Origin of the sequence: Sphingomonas sp. AP4-R1, from assembly GCF_013113735.1 — a bacterium.
Classification (GTDB): domain Bacteria; phylum Pseudomonadota; class Alphaproteobacteria; order Sphingomonadales; family Sphingomonadaceae; genus Sphingomonas_I.
In genome coordinates this window covers 681,278-706,219 of record NZ_CP053346.1, presented here as the reverse complement: position 1 = coordinate 706,219, position 24,942 = coordinate 681,278, and the positions used below count along the sequence as shown (strand labels likewise).

Here is a 24,942-nt window from a genome sequence, read left to right as displayed (position 1 = left end):
GTGTTTTCCGCCTTTCATGCGATGCTCTCTTATTTGCGTTTTATCATGCCGATCAGGGATCAAGGAATGAGGACAGACATAGATCATCTCCCACCGCCCATGCGTCGAGACCTGAACCGCATCGTGCGGCTTCTCTTCTTGGAGTTCGACGACGCCCTTGGCGCACCAGACGGCCAACGCAAACTTGGCCGGATACTCAAGATCATCCTCTATGGTCGTCATGTCCGGGAAGATCGGGACGACGCGCTCGGCGATCACGAAAGTTCCGGATCGAATTTTGACCTTCTCATCATCGTCAACCAGCCGGAACTGACCCATCGCCATCGCTATTGGGCGCGAGCGGAAGAACGGCTGCTGCGTGAAATGTCGATCACACGATCCATCGGCACGTCCGCCGCCTTCATCGTTCATTCGCTTCAGGACGTGAACGACTGCCTCGCCCATGGCCGCGATTTCATGATGGACATCGCGCGGGAGGGCATAGCGCTGTATCAAAGCGACGACATCCCTTTGCTCAAGCCGAAACCAAAAACGCCCGATGCCGCGTTGAGAGCGGCGCAGGCCTATTTCGCGGAATGGTATCCGAGCGCGATCGACTATCATGCCTTCGCCAAGGAAGCGGCAGCGCAAGGCAAAAGCCGGATGGCGGCCTTCCTGTTCCATCAGGCGACGGAACAACTCTATCGCTGCTCGCTGCTGGTCGGGCAGCTCTATAGCCCGAACATCAAGGATCTGTCGTTCCTTCGGTCGCAAGCTGAACGCCTCGACAGACGCTTGTGCCATATATGGCCAACCGGCACGCGACTCGAAAGAGCCAAATTCGACACGCTCAGAAACGCGTATTTCAAGGCGCGTGTCTCGATGAATTACCGCGTAGACAGGCAAGAACTTGACTGGTTCGCCGAACGGATTGCTGAGCTTGGGCAGGCAGTCCTGTCCTTTTCCCGCGACCGTATCGCGGCGCTGGAAGCCGTGGCGGCTGGCAGTGACGCTGGCGTTCCTGCCACATCCAAGGTTAGGTGTCCCTGACGGGCAGCAAAAGCCGACACGTCATTGACGTTCAGCGACCTCCTGTTCCGTTTCAAACGCCCGCTTGCCCTTGCGCTTCCACAACGCCAGCGCGTTCTCCCGTTCCTCGCCGCGCAACCTCTCCGCCCCGGTGAGAAACGCACCGTAGAGCGTGGCGCGATCATCGTCGGCCAGATCGACCAGCCCCGCCTTCACGACCAGCCCGCCCAACTCGATCAAGTGGCGTGTGCGCTCGCGCCGCTTCATCACCCATTCCCGTGTGTCGGTTCTCGCCTTTGCTGCCTCAACGCGATGGCGCGCCGCCTTGGAGCGGGTGAGCGCCTTCCGGCTGTTAGTCAGGTCGCGGCGTAGGCTGGCGTGCCTTGCCTTGAAAGAAGGCCACACCCGCCTTGCGCCAGCCCTCCTTTGTGGCAACATCCTTGCTGGCGACGGCATAGAGCAGCAGCCCAGCCAACAGATCGGCGTCGAGCGCATCGGCCCCGGTTGCCGCGACCAGTTCGCCAAGCTGGCGCACGCGGCGCTCTTTGATAGCCTTCGTCTTGTCGGCGAGCGCCTTGAGTTCCGTATCGAAGTCCTTGGGCTTGCGCATCGTAAAGTCTCCATTGAGTGACGATGTGGCCATGATAGAAGAAGGTGAGCCGTAGTGCAGTAGAGTCGCTGGGACAGGATGACACCGCCTAGTCCCTGCTCGGATTTTATTCGAGGAGGGCGCGCTTATACGTCGTGCCGACGTACGCTTGAGATAGTAAATGGACGATCGTTATGGCGATCTTCCATTTTTCCGTTCAGGTCATTGGCCGCGCGCGAGGGCGCAGCGCCGTCGCGGCGGCGGCCTATCGTGCGGCCGAGCGGCTGCGCGACGATCGCCTAGACCGCGACCATGACTTCACGAACAAGGCGGGCGTCGTCCATTCGGAAATCCTCCTGCCCGAAGGCGCGCCCGAACGCTTCTCGGATCGCGCGACCCTCTGGAACGAGGTCGAGGCGACCGAGAAGCGCAAGGACGCACAGCTAGCGCGGGAAGTCGAGTTCGCCATTCCGCGCGAGTTAAACCGGCAGCAGGGCGTCGCGCTGGCACAGGATTTCGTGCGCGCTGAGTTTGTTGAGCGCGGCATGATCGCCGACCTCAATGTGCATTGGGACATTGGCGCGGACAAGCTGGCGAAGCCCCATGCCCATGTCATGCTCACCATGAGGGAGGTCGGCGAAGACGGCTTCGGCGCAAAGGTCCGCGACTGGAACAGGACCGAGCTTGTCGAACAATGGCGCGAGCGTTGGGCGGATCACGTCAACGCCCGCCTTGCCGAACTGGATATCGACGCCCGCATAGATCACCGATCCCTAGAGGCGCAGGGCATCGACCTAGAGCCGCAAGACAAGATCGGCCCCGCCGCGTCGCGCATGGGGACACGCGGCCTTGAGTCCGAGCGGATCGAGGATCACCGCGCCGTCGCCGAGCGGAACGGTGAACGTATCATCGCCGATCCTTCCGTGGCGCTCAATGCGATCACCCATCATCAGGCGACATTCACCAATCGCGACCTTGCGATGTTCGTTCACCGACACAGCGACGGCAAGGACCAGTATGACCGAGCAATGAGCGCGGTTCGTGCCTCGCTCGACCTGATCGCGCTGGGCAAGGACGGACGCGGCGATGACAGGTTCACCAGCCGCGAGATGATCGACACCGAGCAGCGGTTGCAGCGCGCCAGCGAGTTGATGGCGGAGCGCGAACGGCACCGTGCCGACGAGAAGGCGCGCGAAGCGGCTTTGACCAGTGCGGAGGGGCGCGGATTGTTGCTGTCTGGCGAGCAGCGCGCGGCGTTCGAGCATGTGACCGGCGATCGGGATTTGAGCATCGTCGTGGGCTACGCAGGCACCGGCAAGAGCGCGATGCTGGGCGTAGCGCGGGAGGCGTGGGAGCGGTCGGGGTTCGAGGTGCGCGGGGTCGCGTTGTCGGGCATCGCGGCGGAGGGGCTGGAGAACGGTTCGGATATCGCCTCGCGGACCATCGCCAGCATGGAATATGGTTGGGCCAATGGGCGCGATTTTCTGACTGCCCGCGACGTGCTGGTGATCGACGAGGCGGGCATGGTCGGCACGCGCCAGATGGAGCGCGTGCTATCTCATGCCGAAGCGGCGGGCGCGAAGGTTGTGCTGGTCGGTGACGCCGAGCAGTTGCAGGCGATCGAAGCGGGCGCGGCGTTCCGCGCCATCCATGAGCGGCATGGCGGCGTCGAGATCACCGAAATCCGCCGCCAGCTTGAGGACTGGCAGAAGGACGCGACCCGGCATCTAGCGACCGGCCGGACCGGCGAGGCGATCCGGGCCTATGCGGATCGCGGCATGGTCCACGCCGCCGAAACCCGCGAGCAGGCGCGTGGCGATCTGATCGACCGTTGGGACGCGGCGCGGCGGGCCGAACCCGACAAGACGCGGATGATCTTCACCCATACCAATGACGAGGTGCGTACGCTCAACGAGATGGCGCGCGACAAGCGCCGCGAGGCGGGCGAGCTGGGCGACGATGCGCGGGTGAAGACCGCCAACGGCGACCGTGACTTTGCATCCGGGGATCGCGTCATGTTCCGGCGCAACGAACGCAGCCTTGAGGTCAAGAACGGCACGCTGGGGATCATCGAGCGGGTCAACGCGCAGAGCATGACCGTGCGGACCGATGACGGGCGCTCCGTATCGTTCGACTTGAAGGACTATCGTGACCTCGATCATGGCTATGCGGCCACGATCCACAAGACGCAGGCCGTCAGTGTCGATCGCACCCATGCGCTCGCCACGCCGGGGATGGACAGGCACGGAACTTATGTCGTCCTCACGCGCCACCGGGAGGGTGTGGACTTCCATTATGGGCGGGATGATTTCAAGGACGATTCCCGGCTTGTCCGCACCCTGTCCCGAGAGCGCGCCAAGGACATGGCGAGCGACTATCGCCAAGTCGATCCGGCGCAGCAGTTCGCCGAGCGACGCGGCGTCACATTCGGCGAACGGGTGGCCGAAATCGTCAGGCCTATGGTGGAGAAGGCGCGCGGGATCTTCGACGGGTTGCGCCTCTCGCTGCCCGGTCAGGATCGCGCGGTTCCGCCCACGCCTGCACCCGAGCGCAGCATGTTCGACGGTCTGGACCTGGGCCGTTTTGCTTCCGCGCCTGTCCACGATCCCGCCCGCCAGCAGCAGCGCGAGCATGACCCGCAGCCTATGCGCGCGGGCGGCTTGCGCGGGGCGGTCGAGCGCTACGCCAAGGCGGTGGACGCGATCCGGCAGACGCGCGTGCAGGGCATCGACCCCATGCCCCACCAGCGCGAGGCGCTGGACAAGGCACGCGACGCCCTCGATGCAATCCGGCCCGAAGGCTCCACCGATTTGAACAGCGCGTTCCGGGCAGGCCCGGAACTGATCCGGGAGGCGGCGGAAGGGCGCGGCCATGACGCCGTGCGCGCGATGCAGGCGGAGGCGGAAATCCGCATCGATCCCTTCCAGCGCGCAGACAGGTTCGTGGAGGGCTGGCAGCAGTTGCAGCGCCAGCATCAGGAGCTTGTGCGCGACGGCAATTTCCGGGCGGCCAAGACCACCGCGCAGCACATCGCCGATATGGCGAAAAGCCTTGAGCGCGACGCCCAGCTTGAATCGGTTTTGGGGCTGCGCAGCCGGGAGCTTGGCCTTGAGATCAGTCAGGACATGGGCCGGAGCATCGGTCGCGACCTCTCCGCTTCCATCCCCTTCGATCATGGCCGCGACATGAGCCGCGGCATGGAACGCTAGACCAAGGAGAAGTGCATATGGACGACCAATCCCTGTTGGACGGGCCGGAACCCCAGCCACCGACCGGCACGGCGGCGGAGGCGTTCGCGCACCTGGCGGCGCGCGTCGAGGCGATGGAGCAACGGCTTGACGGGCGCTTGGCAGTCATCGCCCGCGCCCTTGAGCATATCGCCGTCGAGAAACAGAGCATTGAGGTTCCCGACTACAGTCCGACGCTGGCCAAGATCAACGCGGCCTTGGCCGAGTTCGCCAAGCATATGAAGGCGTTTGCGCAGTCCGAAGCGCTCAACATGACCCCGGAGAGCATGGCGGAGCGGATCGCAGCGTCAGCGGAAGCGGCGCGGGAGACGGACAAGGCGACCATCAAACAGGCGCATGGGCTTCTGCGCGAAGCCCATGCCGATCAGATGCGGGCCATTGGCGCGATCCGCACTAAGGATCAGCAATGGTGGCATATGCTCTACACCGGCGTAGGCACGGCGCTTGGCGTCTCGCTCCTGTGGCTGCTCTATCCGGGATGGGCGGCGGGTCTCGCGCCTAGCGGCTGGGACTGGCCCGAACGGGTCGCGACGCGCACGATGGGGGAGCCGTCGCCATGGGATGCGGGCATCCGCCTGATGCGGGCCGGGAACCCGGACGGCTGGCAGGCTATCGTTGACGCCGCTGACATGCGGCAGGCGAACCGCGACGCCATCGCCGCGTGCGAGAGGGGAGCGGCCAAGGCCAAGGAGCCGGTGCGCTGCACGATCAGGATAGGGCAGCCTCTTTAAGCGGATGGACGGCCTAACCGCCCTTATTCATCGGGGTAATCCAAGAGCGCGGTGTTGAGCGGCTCCGTCTGAGGTTTCGGTGGAGGGCGCGAGGTATCCGGTGCGCCTATTCCATCGCTTATCTCGGTGCCGTGCTGGGTTGAAGATGAAGGGCTGAATGGAGCGGCGCGGCCGCGTCGATCAGGGTCCTACAGGGCGCAGTGAGAGCGAGATACTGCGGAAAACCTGCACGTCGGGGCATGCGCTCCCGAAGGCGATGCGGAGGCGGCGGGCGGTTTCGATGACCCGTGCGGCGACCTTGAGCAGACGCACGCGGATGGTGGCGAACTCAGCGGTGCGCAGAGGGTTCTTTGCCGGAACGGCTTCGCGAACCGCCCAAATCAACCAATAGGCGGCCGTATGCAGGATCAGGCGCATCTGGTTGGCGTTGGCCGAGCGGCAGGAGGTGCGGTCGCTTTTCAGCTGCGTCTTTTGGAGCTTGATCAGATTTTCCGCCTGACCACGCGCGCAATAGAGCGTGTCATAGATATGCTCGGCGCTTGCGCTACTAAGCGAGGTGACGACGAAGCGGATATCGAGGCCGAGGGCGCTGGCCTCGATGCGCGCGGCAACGCGGCGCATGGTCTTTCCCCAGCTCTTCGCCGCATAGTGGGTTTCGGCATAGCGACGCAGCTGGCTGTCGCCCCGGATCGCGCGGTCGGTGGCACAGCCGTCCGCGACCGTCACGATGACAGGATCTGCATGAAGCGCCGCATTGCCGGGCAGTCCGAAGACGTAGTCGACGCGATTGTTCTCGCACCAGCGCATCGGCTCGGGCCGGCCATAATGGCAGTCGCCTCGCAAGATAATGTGGGTGTCGGGCCAATGGCGGCGGATACGACGGACGAGCCGGCGGATATGGCCAGCAATCTCCGCGCCAGATGGCGTCTTGCCGGTTCGCAAGAGCATCGCGACAGGGCGGCCGGTCGCGGTGTCGTAGACGTGGATCGGCAGAAAGCAACGCTCGCCATGATGGCCGTTCCAGAAGCTCAACTGCTGCGTGCCATGAACGACGTCGACGGTATCGTCGATGTCCAGCGTTACCATGGACGGCGGCGCAGGATAGCTCGCACAGTAGATGTCGATCAGCGCGCCGGTCAGGCGGAACAGCTCCCGTGTCGTCGGCGTATTCTCCCAGCGTGACATGGTCGCCTGGCTGGCGAGGCCAACCGGACCATCCGGCAGCTCGCCCAGCGCCATTTTGAAGCCCGGATCATGGCGAAGCGCATCGAGATCGTCGGCATCCTCGTAACCACAGGCGATCGCCAGGATTCGGGCGCGCAATATGCTGTCGAGGCTATGAACGGTGCGTGACGGATCACGCGGATCGGCAATACAATCGGCAAGCTGAGCAGCGATGCCGATGCGACGCTCGGCTTGAGCAAGCAGCAGCACGCCCCCGTCCGATGTCCGTCGGCCACCGTCAAACGCGGCCGTCACTTTCCGGCGATGGATGGCTGGAAACGCAAACGGGAGATGGCTATCGTCTGCCATGGGGACGCGAACGCGACAGGTCTTCATCGGGACGACCGGAAGGCAGTGCGGCTGCGGATAATCCAGAAAACCGGCGCTTGTGATGACCTTGACGTCACGCTCCACAGCGCCATTTGGTCGCCGCCGCTCTTGCATAGCTATTCGCATGGCGCCGACGGCTCAGCGTTGGCTACATTTCAGGTCAATTGCGCCTCGCGCGAGCGGAGAGATGGAACCGCCTTCGTTCGCAACTTCTTCGTCAAGGCAACGCTCCCTTGCGGTCCGAGTGTCTTTTGATCGCACGGGCACGGCATAGACCTCACCGAAATCCGGCACGATAACCGTGCGGGCAACCGCGTGGGGATCGTCGGCCGGCACGGGCTGAACAAGCACCGTGCCGCGTCCCGGCACATAGCCCATGCGCGGTTGCGGCGCTGTCGGCTTCTGATTTTGCGACTACGCGGCAGCCGGCGAGTTCGCGCCGACCGCGAGCGAAGCTGCCGCCAGTGCGGCGACCAATAATGCAGATCGCGCCATGGATAATGATATAAACTCGGAAGGTCTTGAATCAAGATCGGCGCACGAATTCCATGTAGCACGCAAGTATCAACGATATCCGCGAGGAAGTTAAAATAGCCTGAAGCGATGGGGCGGGGGCGGGTAGCCGACCCCACCCTGTCGCAGCACACGTCAGGTGACGGTAAGCGCAGCGCCCGTGTTTAGATTAGCGTTGAAATTGCAGCCGCTTCCGAAGTCCACCGAGCTAAAGAAGAACGAGGTTCCAGCATTGCCGCTCTTCATGATCGTGAATGGGATATCAGCTGAGGTGAAGCAAGAAATTCCACCACTAGAAAAGCTAAGCCCATGGAGCACGCCAGTTGTGGCCGAGGTAACGGTCCACGAGGTAGACCCTACCGAAAGCTGATTGCAGTTGGAGTTAGGAGTTTGATCCCACGGTTTGATGGTGCGATCCTTTCGTTGGACTGGAAGGATGCAGTATGGGACAGGTACGTCACGGGTGCGCCACGACCACGCACGCTGTCCGAGCAGCAATACAGCGATCGCAGGCTTCGCTCGCGACGCTGAGCCGGGAACTGGGGATCAACCCCAAGACGGTGGCGAAATGGCTTAAGCGGGCGACGGTCGATGATCTGAAGACCGGGCCGAAGGCCCCTCATTCCGCGACCCTGACCGAGGCCGAAGAGGCGATGGTCGTCGCGTTCCGGCGACACCTGCCCCGGCGGACAGCGCCTCGATCCCTATACCCGCTCGCAGAAGAACGGGCATGTCAACATCCGCTACGGCAATATGCGAGCGTGCCGCGACTGCGCCCTCAAGCCTCAATGCGCGTCAGGTATACGGCGGACCATCGATCGCTGGGAGGGGGAAGCCGTGCTCGACCGCATGGCCGAGCGGCTCGCCGCCCGACCCGACATTCTCGATCGGCGACGCGAGATGGTCGAGCATCCCTTCGGCACCATCAAACAGTGGATGAACCAGGGGGCATTCCTCATGCGGGGCCTTGCCAACGTCAACGCCGAGTTAAGCCTGACGACGCTCGCCTACAATCTACGCAGGATCATCAACATCCTCGGTGAGGTGGCCCCTTAAATGACCTGACAGGATCTCGCTCTTAGATAAGAGTGAGGCATATGACTGACGGTACGACCAGGCGTTATAACGAAGGCGAGGTCCTCTCCGGTGTTCAGCGCCGGAGGCGATGGACACCGGAGGAGAAGGTGCAGATCGTCGAGGAGACGTATCTGCCCGGGATGAGCGTATCGCTCGTCGCCCGCCGGCACGGCATCAGTGGCAGCCAGGTTTTCACCTGGCGCAGACTGATGAGCCAAGGTGCGCTGACTGCTGCGGCGGCTGGCGAGGAAGTGGTGCCTGCATCCGAGTATCGCGCGCTCGAGGCTCAGGTGCGCGAGCTGCACCGGCTGCTCGGCAAGAAGGCCATGGAGAACGAGCTGCTCCGCGAGGCCGTATCCCGGGCCGCAGGCCCAAAAAAACTGCTGTTGCGTTCGACCTCGTTGCCGGGGGATGGCCTGTGAGCGCGGTGGCACAAGCGCTCGACATCGCCCGCCCGCATTTGTCAGCGATGCGCAACCGACCACCGCCAAGGCCGCGAGGACGACCGCCGCTGCCGGATGCCGAGCTGGTCGCCGAGATCCGCCTGCTCGTCGCCGGCCTGCCAACTTACGGCTATCGCCGCGTCCATGCCCTGCTCCGCCGCCAAGCCCAGAAGACCGGGCGAGCAGCGCCCAACCCCAAGCGCGTCTATCGCGTCATGAAGGTGCACGGGCTGCTGCTTCAGCGGCACGGCGAACGCCGGGAGGAGCGACGCCACGATGGCCGTGTTGCTGTCGAACAGCGCAACACTCGCTGGTGCTCAGACGGACTGGAGATCGCCTGCGACAACGGTGAGAAGGTCCGCGTCGCGTTCGCGCTCGACTGCTGCGATCGCGAAGCAATGGGGCATGTGGCGACGACAGCCGGCATCACCGCCGAGGACGTTCAGGATCTGATGGTCGCCACCGTCGAGCATCGCTACGGCCAGGTAAATCGCGTGCCGCAGCCGATCGAATGGCTGACCGACAACGGCAGCTGCTACACTGCACGCAATACTCGCGCCTTCGCCCGCGACATCGGCCTCGTGCCGCGCACGACACCGGTCAGCAGTCCCCAATCAAACGGCATGGCAGAAGCGTTCGTTCGCACACTCAAGCGCGACTATGTCCGCGTGAGCCCGAGGCCGGATGCCCAAACCGTCATCGAGCAGCTGCCCGGCTGGCTTGCCCATTATAACGAGATGCATCCGCATCGCGCTTTGGGCTATCGATCGCCCCGCGAGTATATCGCGAAAACCCGCGAGGCCCCGTCAGGCATTTAGGGGGCAACAACACTCGGTGTTCCGGCTCTGCTACGCACGATGCGGGCCTGAAAATGGTCCACCTTCAGCCGCTAACGCCACCACATCACGCCATAGGGCCTGATACGGACCACCAGGAACCCTCCCACACCTCCTGCGCCGAAAATCAGCACACTCGGCGCGCCGCGCCCTCCTGCTCGGCCTAAGTTCGATCCGCCCCTGCGTTTTCGGACGGACTGACCTGTTTGTCGTGCAGCGGGAATGATGGGATTTGGAACGAACCCGTCGTTCCTGCCCGGATCGCCAAACATCGGTTTCTGAGAAGAGCCGACATTCGCGCAATCGGCGGTCCTGCGTTCGGGAACGCCTTGGGTTGGTATTCGTGCGTGCGATTGAACATCCGTTTCCGGTGAGCATCAGCTTACCCGCTGTTGACGAGATGGACCCAGTTCTGGACAGTCAAAGCGGCCGGCGCGCGCTTCCTCAAACCGGCGTTTGTTGATCAAAATCGCGTAGTTGGCTGCGAGCCTCCCGTATTGCCGCTGGGCTAGAACAACGCGGCAGCTAGGCACCGTCAGGTTCCGCAGGCTTGGAGAGGTCTATGCAGCAAGTCGGCTGCCATCCCCCAGCGTAGCACGACCTCGCAGATCACTACCGGCACGATCCGGTTAACCCACACAGCCGCCATGTCACACCCCGATGCCAAGCCAAGGGCAGAAGTCGATCATCGTCGCCAGACGGCGGCCGACGAATGTCCAACTCAGGACGCAGCTCCGGACCATCCACTCGCGGTGCGAGGTGAAGCGCCGGTTGCGGGCAGCGCGCAATCCCATTGCGGCAACCGTCAGCCAGGCGAGAGCGAGGGTATATCGATCGCGATATAGAGACTTTCGGATTGTGCGACGCGATCACTCGGAGCACGAAAACCAGGATCGCGGCCATTGAGCCGAGTAGCAGATACGCGCGGCCGGCCCAGCAGTGCCAACGGAAACACCGCCGCGTCCAGCCGATGAACAAAGCTCCGGCACCCTATTCCGATCACCGAATCTTATTCGTTAAAATCGCCTGGAAGTTCGATTGGCATAGAAAACCCACTTTTCACCCTGTCCATGACAACATAGGTTTTAAATCCTTTTATATCGTTGTTTTCGTAAAAGAAATCTCTCGTGAATCCCTCGTAGTCATCCATGCTCTTAGCAGTAATTATGAGGATAAAATCTGCATCCCCGGCGATATAATATCCGCTCATGATCTCAGGAGTGGCGCGGATAAGCTGCTTGAACCGGTCGATGATGGCAGCGCCTTCGCGTTCGAGTGTCACGGAGACGATCATCGAAATCGGGCGGCCTACCGCCTTGGGCGATATGATGGAGACGTCGCTTTCTATGACGCCTTCCTTGCGCAATTGCTTTAATCGCCGCTGAACCGCCGTCGGCGAAAGGTTCGCTATGTCGCTGAGCCGATCCGACGTGAGGCGGCAATCCTTCTGTATCGCCGTCAGAATCTTCGCGTCGATCCGATCAATTTTCATTCATCCCTCACGGTTGGATCCGGCGCGTCGCGGCCAGGCATATTTCATGTTGGGCAATCTTCATTTCGATCGTCGGCCCTGCCCGCAAGAAGGGGTGCCCTGCAGGTCAATTCCAGCACATCGCAATTATGTGACACGCGGGCATGTGTACACTCAAAAACGGCCACTTGATCGTCCACGACGCAGAAAATCTGCAAATCCTTGCCATATTCGCCGAAAATCGGTGCTGTGGAGAGCTAAGTTTGCTGGGACGTGCCTCTCACGGCCGACGGTCAGGGAAGGCCGTTGAATTCAACCAACAGAGCCGGTCAAAAACGGCGGGGTGAAGGCACGGGGAGGGAATTAAGGTCATAAAGGGGACTGCAAGAATGACGACCTACGCGCCGGCCAGCCGATTCCGATCGTTTCAACGTAGCTTGCTGTGGGGCACCGCAGGCGGTCTGGCGCTTTTGCTTGGCCATCCCGCTTGTGCGCAGACGTCCGTCGAGGGCGCGAAGGCAACCAGTGAAAACGCCGACCCCGGCGAAGCGAACGAGGTCGTCGTCACCGGATCGCGCATCGTTCGCGACGGCTACAGCGCGCCGACGCCCGTGACCGTGCTGAGCGGCGCGGAGATCGCCGCGCAGAAGCCGGCGAACATCTCCGATTTCGTCAACACGCTGCCCGCGATCGGCATTGGCAGCACCGCGCAGAACAGTTCGGGGAGCCTCTCCGACGGCACCGCCGGGATCGCATCAATCAATCTCCGCGGCCTGGGCCCGACCCGGACGCTCGTGCTGGTCGACGGCCAGCGCTCGGTCGGCAGCACCGCCAACCAAGTCGTGGACGTCAACACGATCCCGCAGGATCTCGTCGAGCGCGTCGAAGTGGTGACCGGCGGCGCGTCCGCGCAATATGGCTCGGACGCGATCGGCGGCGTCGTCAATTTCATCCTCGATACCAAGTTCAAGGGCGTGAAGCTCTCGGCCGATCAGGGCATCACCACCTTCGGCGACGGCCACAGCTATCGCTTTACCGGCACGGCCGGCCTCTCGTTCCTCGACGATCGCCTGCACGTGCTGCTGAACGGCGAATATTATCACCAGAGCCCGATCGATTCCGTGAACCGGTCCTGGAACAACAAGGGCTTCTTCACGGTCAACAACCCGGCCTACACGGCCGCCAACGGTCAGCCGCAATATCTGGTGACGGCCAATGCCGGGCCCAACGGCTTCACCGCCGGCGGCCTCGTCACCTCGGGTGCGCTCCGGGGCACCTATTTCCTGCCCGACGGCGTGACCCGACAGTTGAATTACGGCGCGGTATCCAGTCCGTGGATGGTAGGCGGCGACTGGCAGACCACGCTCGACGGAATCGTGGGCACGCAATCGCTGATGGCCGGCGAAAAGCGGATCAGCCTATTCGATCGGACATCTTTCGACGTTTCGGACAACCTGACCATCTTCGGCCAGTTCTCCTGGAATCGCTATGACGCGCAGAGCTTCTTCGCGCAGCAGCCGAGCACAATCACCATCCAGGCCGACAACGCCTATCTCCAGACGCTCTATCCGCAGGTGGCGGCGAGCATGAGGGCGAACGGCCTGAGCAGCATTCCCGTCGGCGCGTGGAATACCATCCTCGGCGTTCCCGGAAGCGACAACCGGCGCGACGTCTATCGTTACGTCGCCGGCGCGAAGGGCGGTTTCTCGCTCTTCGGGCATGACTGGTCGTGGAACGCTTATTATCAACATGGCGAAACCAAGTCGCGCGACAGCATCGTCAACAACTGGATCATCTCGCGCCTCGCGCTGGCGACGGATGCCGTGCTGGTCACGAGCGGAAATGTCGGATCCTCTGGTCTTGCGCTCGGTAGCATCGCCTGCCGTTCGACGCTTTCCAGTCCCACCAACGGCTGCGTGCCGGTCAATCGGCTTGGGACGGCGCCGCTCTCCGCCGCGGCCAAGGCCTATCTCACGCCGAGCAACCCTTACCGCGGACAGAAATTCCAGCAGGATGTCGCGTCGGTATCGGTCACCGGGCAGTTGTTCGATCTGCCGGGCGGTGCCGCGTCGATCGCGACCGGCGGGGAATGGCGCAAGGAGCGCCTGTCCACCACCTCGCTCGATCCGTTTTATGGATCAGGCTGGGGCCTCGGTAACTACCTTTCGAACAAGGGCGGCTACAGCGTGAAGGAAGGGTTCGTCGAACTCGACCTTCCCGTGCTTCGCGGCGTCGATCTCAGCGCTGCCGGCCGCTACACCGACTATACGACGTCGGGGTCCGTCCAGACGTGGAAACTGGGCGCCACTTATTCGCCGATCCCGGACGTGAAGTTCCGCGGCAATTACAGCCACGATATTCGCGCGCCCAACGTGCAGGAGTTGTTCGTCAGCGCGAATGCCGGCGCCGGATCGGTCACCTTCCCGTCCAATGCGCCGACGCCGGGCGTGATCGCGCTGGTGCAGCCGCGCCTTCCCAATCGCGATCTGAGGCCCGAACGGGCGGCGACCTGGACGGCCGGCGCGGTGCTGACGCCGCGTTTCCTGCCCGGCTTCGCGGTATCCTTCGACTATTACGAAATCAAGATCCGCGATGCGATTGGATCGGTTTCCGCGCAGCAGACGATCGATCTCTGCTATTCGGGCAATACTGCCTTCTGCCAGAGCATCATCTATTCCGGTGCAACGCCGGTGAACATTCTCGTCGTCCCGGTCAATTTCGCGAAGCAGCGCGCCAAGGGCTTCGACATCTCGACAAGCTATCGCCTGCCGCTTTCGACGATTTCGGAAAGCCTGCCGGGCACGTTCAGAATCCAGGCGAATACGACGCATTACATCAAGAACGTGACGGACAACGGCGTCTTCCCGGTGGACGCCGCCGGCGTCAATGGCGGCTTCCCGCTGCTGTCCACGCCGGCCCCTAACGTGAACCCGGCTTGGGTGTATCGCGTCAGCGCTTTCTATGAACTGGACCCGGTGACGATCAACCTCGTCGGGCGCGGCTTCAGCTCGGGTGTGTACGGCAAGGATTATGTCGAGTGCACGTCGAACTGCCCGGCATCTTCGACGCGCTATCGCACGATCAACTACAATCACACGCCCTCCGCTTTCTATCTGGACGGATCGATCAGCGTGAAGGTGCCCGCCGCATCGCATACGCTGACGTTGAGCCTGATCGTGCGGAACATGCTGAATTCGGCGCCGAAGCTTCTCGGCAACGGGCCGACCAGCACCTACATCCTCGCCTATCCGCAAACCAACGAGTCGCTTTACGATACGGTCGGCCGGGTTTTCCGGGTGGCCGCAGGCGTAAAATTCTGATGTGAAAAGAAGCATGTGGGGGCCTGCAGACGGGAGCCCCCACGTTGCCGCCGCAGGTCATTGGGCCTTGCGGGAAAAATCGGGCACGGCGCAGGCGACAAGGAGCGAGAAGACGAATGATGGATGTCGCGAAAGGCCATCACCTGCTCCGGGCAGCTTTCTGCGCCGGCGTCGCCGCCCTTTGTGCCTTTCCCGCCCTGTCGGAGCCGCTGCGCTGCGATCTGGCTTCCTATCACGCGGCGGATGGACTGCGCGCGACGCTTGCCGACGATGTGCTGACGATAAGATGGCAAAGCGAGGCGAACGACCGGCAAGCGCAGATCCGCTTCGCGATCGATGGCGGCATGCCGATCCTCCGTGATATTTCGCTGCAGGCGGTGGACGACCGGTGGCAGACCGTCGTCCGCGATGCGCGACCGGGTTTCTCGATCGTCACGGCGATACGCCGCATCACCAACCAGCAACTCGATCCGCTCAACAAGCTCGGCGTCAAGATCACGCCCGAAGTGATCGAGGAGGCCAAATGGGATGCGTTCTGGGACGCTCCGCTCCAGCTCAGCCCGCCGGGAAGCCCTTCCAATGGCGGACCTTCGTCGCCGCCGCCGGCGGAAGGCATTCTCGGTCAGCCTCCATTGCCGCGCCAGGCGAACGAGATACGCCGCGCGACCCTGCATTTCACGCAGCCGCAGTGCGCTGTGACCTCGGACGGCGCGCGCCTCACCGTCGCTTTTTCCGGTGCCGAACTGGGGCTGTTCCGCGGCCGTCTGCAGTTCACGGTCTTTCGCGGCGCGGGTCTGATCAAGCAGGAGATGGTCGCCAAGACCGACGCGCCCTCGGTCGCCTACAAATATGATGCGGGCCTCTCGGGATTGCCGATCGACGATCGCAGCCAGGTGAAATGGCGGGACGTCAGCGGCGTCTGGACCGGCAACCTTTTGGGCGGCGGCCGCAATGCCGGCCCTGTACCCGTGCAATCGGCCAACCGGCTGATCGCCGGGGAGTTTGCGGGGGGCAGCATAGCCTTGTTCCCGCCCCCGCACACTTTCTTCTGGGCGCGCGAGATGAGCTTCAATCTTGGCTACAGCTGGTATCGCAAGGATGATGAAGGCCGTTTCTCGTTCGGTATCCGCCAGGCCGAGGAAGAAATAGCGCCCGGCTATTCGGGCCGGGGCACGGATGACGATCGCGGCAATTTCGCGCTCTACAGCGCGCCGCCCGGCAGCGAGCAGCACATGATCCTGTTCCTGCTGCCCAGCCTTTCCGCAGGCGATCGCGCCATCGCAGATGCCCTGCAATTCACGCGCGACGATCATTACAAGCCCCTGCCCGGCTATCAGGTGATGCTCGCTCACGATCACGGCTATTTCATCCGCCGCCAGCATCACCTGAATCAGGGTGACGACTGGAAGCCGCTGGATTTCGAAACCATTCGCGCCACGGGCGCCAATATCTTCGCGCCCATCGACGGCGGTGCCGCCGGCACGCGCACCCCGCCGACGCCCGCCGAATATCTCGCCAATCTGGATCGCTTCTACGATCTGGCCGTGCGCAATTCGGATCGCACATTCGCCGTCATGGCGAATACGGAAGTCACCGAAGGCGAGCTTCCGAAGATCGTGCCGATGCTGGGTGGCCATTGGGATCTGCTCATGCCGCACCCGGTGTATTTCACGCAGGGCCGTGCGGAGGCCCAGCCGCTGATCGAAAGCGATGCCAGGCATCCGAAGATCTACCGTCTGGGCAGCGAGCGCGACATCATGGACATGATGCGGGACGAGGGGATGATCGCCTTCATGCCGCATCCCCGATCGAAAGGATCGACGGGCTATCCCGATGCGATCGCCGACACCGATCGCTTCCGCAGCGATCAGTTCCGGGGCATCGGCTGGCGCTGGGGCATGGGCCTCGATCTTTCCGAGCGCCGCCTGTGCGAGAAACGGTGCCAGAAGACCTGGGACGACATGAACAACTGGATGGCCGCCCGGGACGCGCCGCTGAAACACATGGAGGCGATCTCCGAATTCTACGAACAGGGGCCGGGCGACGATATCTATGCCAATAATCCGGTCAGCTATCTCAGGATGGACAAGCTTCCGGCGCCCGGCGACTGGAGTGGGATCGTCGAAACGATGCGTCAGGGCGATTTCTTCGTCACGTCCGGCGAGGTTCTGCTCGATCAGGTCGCGCTCGAGCGGACGGCGAAGGGCGCTTCGATGGTCGCCACGATCCAGTGGACCTTCCCCATGGATTTCGCCGAGATCGTGTGGGGCGACGGGAAGAAGACCGGCCGCGAGATCGTCTCGCTGACCGGCGAGGCTCCCTTCGGTACGAAGCGCCTTTCCATCCCGTTCGATCCGCGCGGGAAGAAGTGGGTGCGCTTCGCCGCCTGGGACACGGCGGGCAACGGCGCGATGGCGCAGCCCGTCCGGCTCGATCGGGCGAAGCGCTAGAGCGGTATCCGCGCGCGGATTGCGTTATCGCGCGGAGGGGATGCCGCTCAGCGGCTTGAGATTTCGGAACGTTACCAATGTCTTGAAGCTTCGGATGACCGGATTGGAATAGAGCAGGTCGCTGATCTGCTGATCGAAGCTCGCCATGTCGCGCGCGACCAGGCGAAGCACGAAATCGTGATCTCCCGTCACATACCAGGCCTCGATGATCTCGGGCACGGCGGCGATCGCACGATGAAAATCGTCGAGGATGCGTTTGCCCTCCCGATCCAGCGTCACGAGCACGATGATGGTGAGCGGCCAGCCCATCGTCGCGGGATCGACGATCGACACATCTCGCCTGATCGCCCCTATGCGGCGAAGCCGCTGAATCCGGCGATAGCAGGCGGGGACCGAAAGGCCCACGCCCTCCGACAATGCGGCAGCGCTGACGCGCGCATCATCCTGCATCATCGCCAGCAGGCGCAGATCGAAAGAATCCAGATCGTCGAGAAGGGCCATAGGCAAACGCGATAGAAATTATCGCGGCGGATGAAAAGACGAGAAAAAACCTCCCTTACCGCAGCTAAGGTGCGTAAATCTTAAAGGCGGGATCAAATGTTGGATACAATCAAGGCGATGGATCGAGCTACGGTCCTCCATCCTTTCACGCATGCCGCCGATTACGCTTGGGGCAAGATTGATCCGGTGGTCGTGGAGACGGGCCAGGGCGCGCGCATCCGCACGGCCGACGGGCAAGAATTGATCGACGGTTTTGGCGGCCTGTATTGTGTGAATGTCGGTTATGGCCGGCGCGAGGTGGCGGATGCGATCTCCCGTCAGGCGCAGCAACTCGCTTATTATCACAGCTATGCTGGCCATACGACGGAGGCCCTGGCGCGCCTGTCCGATCGGCTGATCCGCATGGCGCCCGCCGGCATGAGCAAGGTCTTTTACGGCCTGTCCGGCTCTGACGCGAACGAGACCCAGGCCAAGCTGGTCTGGTATTACAACAATCTCCGCGGAAAGCCGGCCAAGAAGAAGATCATCGCGCGCGAGCGCGGCTATCACGGCAGTTCGGTCATCTCGGGATCGATGACCGGCCTCAGCTTCTATCACGATCTGATGGATCTGCCGCTGCCGATCATCCGCCACGCCGGCGTGCCGCATCATTATTGGGGCGCCGACGATGGTGAGGACGAGCAGGCCTTCTCGGCGCGGCGCGCGGCCGAACTGAACGACCTGATCGAGCGCGAGGGCGCAGACACGGTCGGTGGCTTCATTGCGGAGCCGGTGCTGGGCACAGGCGGCATCATCCCGCCGCCAGCCGGCTATTGGGAGGCGATCCAGGCGGTTCTGCGCCACCACGACGTGCTTCTGATCGCGGACGAGGTGGTCACGGGCTTCGGCCGCGTCGGAGCGCCGTTCGGCAGCGACCTTTACGGCATCACGCCCGATCTGATGACCTGCGCCAAGGGGCTGACCAGCGCCTATGTGCCCATGTCGGCCGTGCTGATCGGCGAGAAAGTGTGGGATGTCGTGCGCGATGGCGCGGCGCAGGCCGGCGCGTTCAGCCACGGCTACACCTATAGCGGCCATCCGCTGGCCGCCGCCGCCGCCAACGCCTGCCTCGATATCGTCGAGCAGGAGGATCTTGCCGGCAATGCGGCGCGCGTCGGCGGCCGGCTCCTCGCCGGGCTTTCGCAGGCGCTGTCGCAGCATGAGATGGTGGGCGAAGTGCGCGGCGTGGGAATGCTCGCCGCCGTCGAATTCGTGGCCGATCGCGCGACGAAGCGCCGCTTCGATGCCGCGCTGAAGGTGGGGGCGAGGCTGTCTGCCGCTGCGCGCGCACGCGGCCTCATCACCCGGGCGATGCCGCATGGCGATATCCTCGGCTTCGCGCCGCCATTGGTGTTGACCGCCGAGGATGCCGATCTGATGGTCGAGATCACGGCCGCCGCCGTCCGCGAGGTCGCCGATCAGTTGACGCGCGAAGGCGCCCTCTAAAGCGTGGCCATCGCCAATCTCGATCGGCTGATTGTCCGCGATCCCGATGACGGGGCCATCGTCGGCGAACTGGCGATCACCCCCTCCTCGCAGATCGAGCAGGCGCTGGAGACCGCAAGCGAGGCCGGACGGCGCACGCCTCCGCCAGCGCATGCCCGCGCGCGGATCCTGGAGACGGTGGCGGGCACGGTCGAGGCCGAGGCCGAGATCTATGCGCGACTGATCGCGACCGAGGGGATCAAAACGATCCGCGAAGCGCGAATGGAAGTGCGGCGCTGCGTCGTCACGCTGCGTCTCGGCGCGGAGGAGGCGCGTCGGATCGGTGGCGGCGTGGTGCCCTTCGATCAGGCCCCCGCCGGAGAGGATCGGCAGGGCTGGTATCAGCTCGTGCCTGCCGGGCCCGTACTGGCGATCACGCCGTTCAACGATCCGCTGAACCTGGTCGCGCACAAGCTCGCGCCGGCCATGGCCCTTGGCGCACCCGTCATCCTGAAGCCGCATCCGCAGACGCCCTTCTCCGCGCTCAGGCTCCATCGGGCATTCCTCGATGCGGGCGCTGAGCCGCAGCGCATGCAGATCGTGATCGGGCACGGCGATGCCGGCGCGGCGATGGTGAAGGACGGCAGGATCCGCGTCGTTTCCTTCACCGGCGGTCGGCAAGCCGGCGCAGCGGTCGCGGCGACGGCGGGGCTTAAGCGGCTGCTGATGGAGCTTGGCGGGGTCGGCGTCGTCGCAGTGGACGAAGGCGTCGATCTCGATGCGGTCGCTGACGCGATCGATTCAGGCGCGTTTTTCGCCGCCGGACAGAATTGCGTCCATGCCCAGCGGATCATCGCCCATCGCGCGGTCGCCACCGGATTGCGGGACCGTCTGGTGGAGCGCGCGGCGAAGCGGTGTACCGGCCCGAAGCTGGACCCCGCCACGGATGTCGGCCCGATCGTCGACGATAGCGCGGCGGATCATGTGATGGCGATGATCGCGGCGGCGCGTGACGGCGGCACGGTGCTGACCGGCGGCACCCGTAGCGGCCGCCACATCGCACCGACCTGGATCGAGCTGGACGCGCCGACGCATTTCCTGGCGTCGGCCGAAATCTTCGGCCCGGTGGCAACGCTGGAGACGGCGGACGGGCGGGACGATTTGCTGGATCGCATCGCCGCCGCGCCCGACGCGATCAACGTCGCGATCTTCACGCCCTCGCTCAACACCGCGCTGGCGGTGCGCGAGCGGGCGCGGGCGGCAGCCGTGATCGTCAACGACAGCACCGATTTCCGGATTGACGCGATGCCGTTCGGTGGCACGGGAGGGGCGGGGCTCGGCCGGGAAGGCGTTGCGGATGCGATTGAGGCGATGGCGGAAAAAAGATTGTTCGTGCTGAGGCGATCGGCATGACGGCGCCGGGCACGATCGCGCGGCATCGCGTGGCGCCGTCCGAACTGGATTGCACGCTGCCCGGCATCCAGCATATCGGGGTCCGCATCGAGGCGGCCGATGGCGAAATCGAGCACCTGCCTGTCTCGATCCTCAACCGGGAAGACGGGCCGTCCCTGCTGATCACGGCCGGCATCCATGGCGACGAATTCGAAGGGCCGGCCGCCCTGCTGGATCTGGTCCGCCGGCTCGAAGCACTGCCGATACGCGGCCGGCTCATCCTCGTGCCGACCGCCAATCCCGCCGCGCTCGCAGCCTCCGCGCGCCGCTCGCCCGTGGACGGGCGGGATCTCAACCGCAGTTTCCGCGCTGGGGCGTCCAGCATTTCGGAAGCGATCGCCGATTTCCTTGTGGCGCATCTGCTGCCGGCGGCGGAAGCCGTGCTCGATCTGCATGCGGCGGGCCGCGCGCTCATCATGCCAAGCGTCATGCTGGATCCCCGGCCGACCGACCGGCAAGGCTTCCGTCGATCGCTCGGCATGGCGCGGGCATTCGGCGCGGATGCCGTGCTTGTGATCGAGCAGGAAGAGACGGGCGCGATGCTCGACGGAGCGGTGATGGCGTCGGGCAAGGCCTTCGTCTGCGCCGAGATCGGGAGCGCGGCGGTGCTGACGCCGAAGAGTGCGGCTCTCGCGGAAGCCGGCGTGGCGCGCGTGCTCGATCATCTCGGCCTCACCGCCGGTCAATCGGATCGGGCGATGTCGCCGCGCGCCCTGCTGGCGATCGGCGAGGACCTGACGGTACGGACGACAGCGAGCGGCTTCCTGCGGCCGCTCGTGGAGATCGGCGCGAAGGTGCGCGCCGGGGATGCGCTCGCCCGCCTGATCGATCTGGCCGGCGCCGCGCCCGACGCGTTCATCCGCGCGGCGCGAACGGGCGTCGTCTACAATATTGCGGGCGGCGGCCCGGTGGAGGCCGGCGCGTTCGTCGCGACGATCGCCGAGGAATTGCCGCCTCTCCCGAACGACGATGCGATCTGGGCGGCGAGCTTCGAGCGCCATCTTCCCCCCTATCAGGAGTGACCATGCCGGATCTTGCCTTCACCCAAGGGGAGTTCGATCGCCGGCTCGCCGCCGTTCGCGCCGACATGGCCGCGCGCGGGATCGATACGATCGCGATCAGCGTGCCGGAAAATATCTATTATCTGTCGGGCTACAGCGCGCACAGCTTCTACAGCCATCAGGTGCTGCTCGTCTCGGTGGCGGAGCACGACCCCTTGCTGATCGTGCGCGCGATGGACGTGCGATGCGCGGTCCATACCAGCTGGCTGCCTGCCGAAAGCCTGATGGGATATGACGACAGCTACGTCGACAATCCCGATCGCCACCCCTGGGCGCTTTTCGCCAGAACGCTGCGGGAGCGCGGCTTCGCCACGGGCCGGATCGGGCTGGAACTGGAAGGCTATTGGCTGTCGCCCAAGGCGGCCGCCGAATTCACGGCGGCGGTGCCGGAGAGCGAGATCGTCGACGCGACCGGGCTGGTCAATTGGGTGCGCACGGTCAAATCCGGGCCGGAACTCGTGCTGATGCGCGAGGCGGGCATGATCGCCGACAAGGCGATGCGCGCGGCCTACGAGGCGATCCGGCCGGGCGTGCGCGAATGCGATGCGATGAGCCATATCGTCGCCGCGCAGATCGCGGGCACCGACACGATCAGCGGCCATTTCCCGTCGGAACCCGTATTTCTCGCCGCCGGCGAGCGGGCCGATGCGCCGCATCTCTACTGGCGCCCCTCGCCTTTCGCCGCGAACGGCAGCGTCAATGTCGAGTTGGGCGGCGTACGCGCCCATTACAATGTCGGCCTGTCGCGGACGATCACGCTCGGCGCGCCTCCCGCGGGGATCGAGCGGCTGATGGATGCCAACCGGGAGGCGCTCGCCACCGGTCTCGATTATGCGGTGGCCGGCGCGCTGGCCGAGGATGTCGAGGCGGCATTCCGCGAGCGATTGGCTCGCTACGGTTACGACAAGCCGTCGCGCGTCGGCTATTCGATCGGCGTGGGCATGGCGCCGACGTGGATCGACCGCACGGTGAGCCTGCGGCCGGGCGACAAGACCATGTTGCGCGAGGGCATGACCCTGCATCTGATGGCTGGTCTCTGGCGCGAGGAGGCGAGCTGCGTGCTCAGCGAGACCTTCATCGTGCGCGATGGTCCGCCGGAGATACTCACCGCGATGCCGCGCGATCTGCACCGGGCGAGCTAGGAGGGCGAAGGGTGCCAATGGAGCCGGCAATGTCATCGTGGCGGGATGCCGATGAAACGGAGTCGCTACCGCGGTTCGGGCGACACCCGCGCGGCGTGTTCCTGCTCTCGCTCGTGGAGTTCTGCGAACGCTTCAGCTTCTATGGCCTTTCCGGTCTGCTGATCCTGTATCTGGTCGCGCCCCTCGGGGCCGGCGGCCTCGGGGTCGAGCGCGCCCATGCGCTCGAGATCGTCGGTGCGTTCGGTGGAGCCACCTTCGGCGCGCCGGCGGTGGGCGGCTGGATCGCCGGGCGCTTCTGGGGCGAGCGGCGCGCGATCGGGCGCGGCGGCGTGCTGATCCTGCTGGGGCACATCCTCCTCGGCCTGCAGCCGCTCATCCCCCAGACGAGCCGGCTGACCGGGCTGATCGCGGCGCTAGGCCTGATCGTCATCGGCACCGGGCTGCTCAAGGCGAGCATCTCCTCGATCATCGGCGGTCTTTACGGCCCCCGCTCCGAGGCGCGGGAGATGGGCTTCGTGATCTTCACGGTCGGTGTCTGGATGGGCTCGCTGCTCGCCGGCCCGATCGTGGGCACGCTGGGCGAGATGGTGAGCTGGCATGTGGGATTCCTCGCGGCGGGTGCGGGCATGGCGGTGGCCCAGGGGCTCTATGCCGTGTTCGCGCGCCGCCTTCTGGGCAGCGTGGGCATGCAGCCGAACTGGAAGGCCGGGGCGAATTGGCGCGGCGCGAGCGGCAACGCCGCCGGCAGTCCCCGCGACGGGCTGCTGCTGATCGCCGTCTTCAGCCTCTTCACGATGATCTACAGCCTGGCCTTCTTCCAGTTCAGCGGATCGCTGAGCCTTTATCTGTCGACGAAGGTCGATCGTTCGATCGGCGGCTTCACCATTCCCGTCACCTGGTTCCTGTCGATCTCGAACCTCGCGTTCATCGTGCTGGCGCCGGCCGCGGCCATTTTGATGGCGGGCAGCGGTCGCCGGGGCTTCGGGGTGCTGGCGAAGCAGGCACTTGGCCTTGTCGCGATCGGGATCGCTTTTGCGGGCTTCCGTCTCTCGATCGGAGTGAGCGAGCATGCGCTGGCGCTCATGCTGTTCGGCTATATCCTGATGGGATTGTCCGACGCATTGATCTGGCCGCCGCAGTTGAACGCCATCACCCTCTTTGCGCCACGTGCCACCAGCATGGTGCTCGGCCTGTTTCTGATGGCGGCCAGCGTCGGGATCTTCTTTACGGGTTTCGTCGCCAATTTGCTATCGCCGTCGGGCGATTTCCGCCAGCTCTTCACCTTGCTTTCGGTGCTGATGCTGCTGTGCGCCGGTCTCATGATGCCCGTCAGAAAGATTCTTTCGCGCCGGTTTGGCGTGGCACTATAGATCCTGCGCACGGCTGCGGTTGGCTTCCTGCCCTAATAATAGGGGCGGTGCCGACGGTCAGCGGGTTAGTTCGTGTCATACAAATGAGGGCTCGGATTTGCGCGGTCGAAAATCCGTGGGCTGTTAATTGAGGCTCGGGGCAAGGACCCACGTGGACGGCCCTCCGTTGGCAAGATTGTTCAGAGGCTCTGCTTCGCGGGCTGGTGCGGCCATGTGTCCGACCTGTTGGTGCGGCGCATGGTGCCGCTGGCCGTAATGCCATTCGCGTGGCTTGGGTCCCGATCAAACTCTCGCACTCGAGGTACCCGGTCATTGTAGGCTCTCCCGATCCGGGGGGTCAACCGGCTTTTTGCATTAGGTGTTCAGTCCCGGCATCTGGTGGATCGGGTTGAGGATGAATCGGTCGGGGTCTGAAGTCCAGACCTTGGCGATGTATTCGTAGGGCGTGAGGCCGCTGAGTGTCTTGAGTCGGCGACCGAAATTGTAGGCAGCGATGAAGTCGGCGAGATGTGTGCGGAGTTTCTCGTGGCTGTCGTAGTGGAAGCGTTTGACGGTCGCCTCCTTGATGGTGCGGTTCATCCGCTCGACCTGTCCGTTGGTCCACGGGTGGTTTGGCTTGGTTAAGCGGTGCTCGATGTCGCTTGCCTCGCAGATCATGTCGAAGCGCATCTGACGCGAGAAGGCGGTGTTCCGTTTGCGCGGCTGGTCAGCA

The 24,942-nt window shown here is 64.0% G+C and carries 18 protein-coding genes and 3 pseudogenes; 13 read left to right on the top strand and 8 right to left on the bottom strand.

Annotated elements, in window-relative coordinates:
* The first annotated feature begins 66 nt into the window (after positions 1 to 66).
* Complete coding sequence (locus tag HL653_RS03425) at positions 67 to 1,029, top strand: nucleotidyltransferase (protein ID WP_171743269.1); 963 nt, start codon at positions 67 to 69, stop codon at positions 1,027 to 1,029.
* Between the two features lie 21 nt (positions 1,030 to 1,050).
* Here HL653_RS03425 and HL653_RS03420 read toward each other — a convergent pair whose 3' ends face one another.
* Together HL653_RS03420 and traD are read right to left on the bottom strand one after the other, a co-directional pair.
* Positions 1,051 to 1,275, bottom strand: a complete 225-nt coding sequence (locus tag HL653_RS03420) for a conjugal transfer protein TraD (protein WP_171743268.1) — start codon at positions 1,273 to 1,275, stop codon at positions 1,051 to 1,053.
* An 85-nt stretch (positions 1,276 to 1,360) separates the two neighbouring features.
* A complete protein-coding gene (gene traD, locus HL653_RS03415; RefSeq protein ID WP_171743267.1) occupies positions 1,361 to 1,618 on the bottom strand; it encodes a conjugal transfer protein TraD in 258 nt (85 codons plus the stop codon).
* 173 nt (positions 1,619 to 1,791) lie between these two features.
* Here traD and traA point away from each other — a divergent pair, with 173 nt between their 5' ends.
* Both traA and HL653_RS03405 read left to right on the top strand, forming a co-directional pair.
* Positions 1,792 to 4,806, top strand: a complete 3,015-nt coding sequence (gene traA / locus HL653_RS03410) for a Ti-type conjugative transfer relaxase TraA (RefSeq protein ID WP_171743266.1) — start codon at positions 1,792 to 1,794, stop codon at positions 4,804 to 4,806.
* A 17-nt stretch (positions 4,807 to 4,823) separates the two neighbouring features.
* Entirely contained in the window at positions 4,824 to 5,576 is a 753-nt protein-coding gene (locus HL653_RS03405; RefSeq protein WP_171743265.1) for a DUF6118 family protein, read from the top strand.
* 180 nt (positions 5,577 to 5,756) lie between these two features.
* Here the strand turns inward: HL653_RS03405 and HL653_RS03400 are convergent, their stop codons facing one another.
* Positions 5,757 to 7,109, bottom strand: coding sequence for an IS1380 family transposase (locus tag HL653_RS03400; RefSeq protein WP_171746752.1), 1,353 nt, complete (start codon positions 7,107 to 7,109; stop codon positions 5,757 to 5,759).
* Positions 7,110 to 7,268: 159 nt separating this feature from the next.
* On the bottom strand, positions 7,269 to 7,508 hold the full coding sequence (locus HL653_RS03395; RefSeq protein ID WP_253717487.1) for a hypothetical protein: 240 nt from the start codon (positions 7,506 to 7,508) through the stop codon (positions 7,269 to 7,271).
* 578 nt (positions 7,509 to 8,086) lie between these two features.
* Here HL653_RS03395 and HL653_RS24080 point away from each other — a divergent pair.
* The 3 genes and pseudogenes from HL653_RS24080 to HL653_RS03385 form a co-directional block, all read left to right on the top strand.
* A pseudogene (locus HL653_RS24080) lies at positions 8,087 to 8,320 on the top strand (IS481 family transposase); the annotation flags it as partial.
* A 58-nt stretch (positions 8,321 to 8,378) separates the two neighbouring features.
* Positions 8,379 to 8,699, top strand: a pseudogene (locus HL653_RS03390) (transposase); the annotation flags it as partial.
* A gap of 41 nt (positions 8,700 to 8,740) precedes the next feature.
* Positions 8,741 to 9,981, top strand: a protein-coding gene (locus tag HL653_RS03385) for an IS3 family transposase (protein WP_171743264.1) whose coding sequence is annotated in 2 segments (ribosomal slippage) — positions 8,741 to 9,085 and positions 9,088 to 9,981 — 1,239 coding nt in all. Because the reading frame shifts where the segments join, the coding sequence is not laid out codon by codon here.
* A 668-nt stretch (positions 9,982 to 10,649) separates the two neighbouring features.
* Here HL653_RS03385 and HL653_RS24560 read toward each other — a convergent pair.
* Both HL653_RS24560 and HL653_RS03375 read right to left on the bottom strand, forming a co-directional pair.
* Entirely contained in the window at positions 10,650 to 10,793 is a 144-nt protein-coding gene (locus HL653_RS24560) for a hypothetical protein (protein ID WP_367613589.1), read from the bottom strand.
* Between the two features lie 215 nt (positions 10,794 to 11,008).
* Positions 11,009 to 11,491 (bottom strand): Lrp/AsnC family transcriptional regulator, encoded by a 483-nt coding sequence (locus tag HL653_RS03375; RefSeq protein WP_171743263.1) that lies wholly within the window; start codon positions 11,489 to 11,491, stop codon positions 11,009 to 11,011.
* Between the two features lie 368 nt (positions 11,492 to 11,859).
* On the opposite strand from HL653_RS03375, the gene HL653_RS03370 reads away from it, so the two are divergent.
* Positions 11,860 to 14,790, top strand: coding sequence for a TonB-dependent siderophore receptor (locus HL653_RS03370; protein ID WP_171743262.1), 2,931 nt, complete (start codon positions 11,860 to 11,862; stop codon positions 14,788 to 14,790).
* A gap of 116 nt (positions 14,791 to 14,906) precedes the next feature.
* The gene (locus tag HL653_RS03365; protein WP_171743261.1) at positions 14,907 to 17,240 is read left to right on the top strand and encodes a hypothetical protein; all 2,334 of its coding nucleotides are present in this window, start codon (positions 14,907 to 14,909) and stop codon (positions 17,238 to 17,240) included.
* A 24-nt stretch (positions 17,241 to 17,264) separates the two neighbouring features.
* On the opposite strand, the gene HL653_RS03360 is transcribed toward HL653_RS03365, so the two are convergent.
* Positions 17,265 to 17,741 carry an Lrp/AsnC family transcriptional regulator gene (locus HL653_RS03360; RefSeq protein ID WP_171743260.1) on the bottom strand — a complete coding sequence of 159 codons (477 nt, stop codon included), beginning with the start codon at positions 17,739 to 17,741 and terminating at the stop codon, positions 17,265 to 17,267.
* 96 nt (positions 17,742 to 17,837) lie between these two features.
* Between HL653_RS03360 and HL653_RS03355 the strand changes: the two genes are divergently transcribed.
* Genes HL653_RS03355 through HL653_RS03335 form a run of 5 tightly spaced genes read left to right on the top strand, consistent with a single transcriptional unit; the run spans position 17,838 to position 24,230 of the window.
* Positions 17,838 to 19,226, top strand: coding sequence for an aminotransferase (locus HL653_RS03355; RefSeq protein WP_171743259.1), 1,389 nt, complete (start codon positions 17,838 to 17,840; stop codon positions 19,224 to 19,226).
* A gap of 3 nt (positions 19,227 to 19,229) precedes the next feature.
* Positions 19,230 to 20,618 carry an aldehyde dehydrogenase family protein gene (locus HL653_RS03350; RefSeq protein WP_171743258.1) on the top strand — a complete coding sequence of 463 codons (1,389 nt, stop codon included), beginning with the start codon at positions 19,230 to 19,232 and terminating at the stop codon, positions 20,616 to 20,618.
* On the top strand, positions 20,615 to 21,679 hold the full coding sequence (locus HL653_RS03345; RefSeq protein WP_171743257.1) for a succinylglutamate desuccinylase/aspartoacylase family protein: 1,065 nt from the start codon (positions 20,615 to 20,617) through the stop codon (positions 21,677 to 21,679). The genes HL653_RS03350 and HL653_RS03345 overlap by 4 nt, the downstream gene beginning before the upstream one ends.
* A gap of 2 nt (positions 21,680 to 21,681) precedes the next feature.
* On the top strand, positions 21,682 to 22,860 hold the full coding sequence (locus tag HL653_RS03340) for a Xaa-Pro peptidase family protein (RefSeq protein ID WP_171743256.1): 1,179 nt from the start codon (positions 21,682 to 21,684) through the stop codon (positions 22,858 to 22,860).
* Positions 22,861 to 22,889: 29 nt separating this feature from the next.
* The gene (locus HL653_RS03335) at positions 22,890 to 24,230 is read left to right on the top strand and encodes a peptide MFS transporter (RefSeq protein ID WP_171743255.1); all 1,341 of its coding nucleotides are present in this window, start codon (positions 22,890 to 22,892) and stop codon (positions 24,228 to 24,230) included.
* 354 nt (positions 24,231 to 24,584) lie between these two features.
* Here HL653_RS03335 and HL653_RS03330 read toward each other — a convergent pair.
* Positions 24,585 to 24,872, bottom strand: a pseudogene (locus tag HL653_RS03330) (integrase core domain-containing protein); the annotation flags it as partial.
* Positions 24,873 to 24,942 lie beyond the last annotated feature (70 nt).

Coding starts and splice junctions, on each gene's coding strand:
- HL653_RS03365 (WP_171743261.1), top strand. CDS start 14,907: ATGATGGATGTCGCGAAAGGCCATCACCTGCTCCGGGCAGCTTTCTGC.
- HL653_RS03355 (WP_171743259.1), top strand. CDS start 17,838: ATGTTGGATACAATCAAGGCGATGGATCGAGCTACGGTCCTCCATCCT.
- HL653_RS03395 (WP_253717487.1), bottom strand. CDS start 7,508: ATGGGCTATGTGCCGGGACGCGGCACGGTGCTTGTTCAGCCCGTGCCG.
- HL653_RS03400 (WP_171746752.1), bottom strand. CDS start 7,109: ATGGCAGACGATAGCCATCTCCCGTTTGCGTTTCCAGCCATCCATCGC.
- HL653_RS03420 (WP_171743268.1), bottom strand. CDS start 1,275: ATGAAGCGGCGCGAGCGCACACGCCACTTGATCGAGTTGGGCGGGCTG.
- HL653_RS03425 (WP_171743269.1), top strand. CDS start 67: ATGAGGACAGACATAGATCATCTCCCACCGCCCATGCGTCGAGACCTG.
- HL653_RS03335 (WP_171743255.1), top strand. CDS start 22,890: ATGTCATCGTGGCGGGATGCCGATGAAACGGAGTCGCTACCGCGGTTC.
- traA (WP_171743266.1), top strand. CDS start 1,792: ATGGCGATCTTCCATTTTTCCGTTCAGGTCATTGGCCGCGCGCGAGGG.
- HL653_RS03405 (WP_171743265.1), top strand. CDS start 4,824: ATGGACGACCAATCCCTGTTGGACGGGCCGGAACCCCAGCCACCGACC.
- HL653_RS03340 (WP_171743256.1), top strand. CDS start 21,682: ATGCCGGATCTTGCCTTCACCCAAGGGGAGTTCGATCGCCGGCTCGCC.
- HL653_RS03375 (WP_171743263.1), bottom strand. CDS start 11,491: ATGAAAATTGATCGGATCGACGCGAAGATTCTGACGGCGATACAGAAG.
- traD (WP_171743267.1), bottom strand. CDS start 1,618: ATGCGCAAGCCCAAGGACTTCGATACGGAACTCAAGGCGCTCGCCGAC.
- HL653_RS03360 (WP_171743260.1), bottom strand. CDS start 17,741: ATGGCCCTTCTCGACGATCTGGATTCTTTCGATCTGCGCCTGCTGGCG.
- HL653_RS03345 (WP_171743257.1), top strand. CDS start 20,615: ATGACGGCGCCGGGCACGATCGCGCGGCATCGCGTGGCGCCGTCCGAA.
- HL653_RS24560 (WP_367613589.1), bottom strand. CDS start 10,793: ATGGGATTGCGCGCTGCCCGCAACCGGCGCTTCACCTCGCACCGCGAG.
- HL653_RS03370 (WP_171743262.1), top strand. CDS start 11,860: ATGACGACCTACGCGCCGGCCAGCCGATTCCGATCGTTTCAACGTAGC.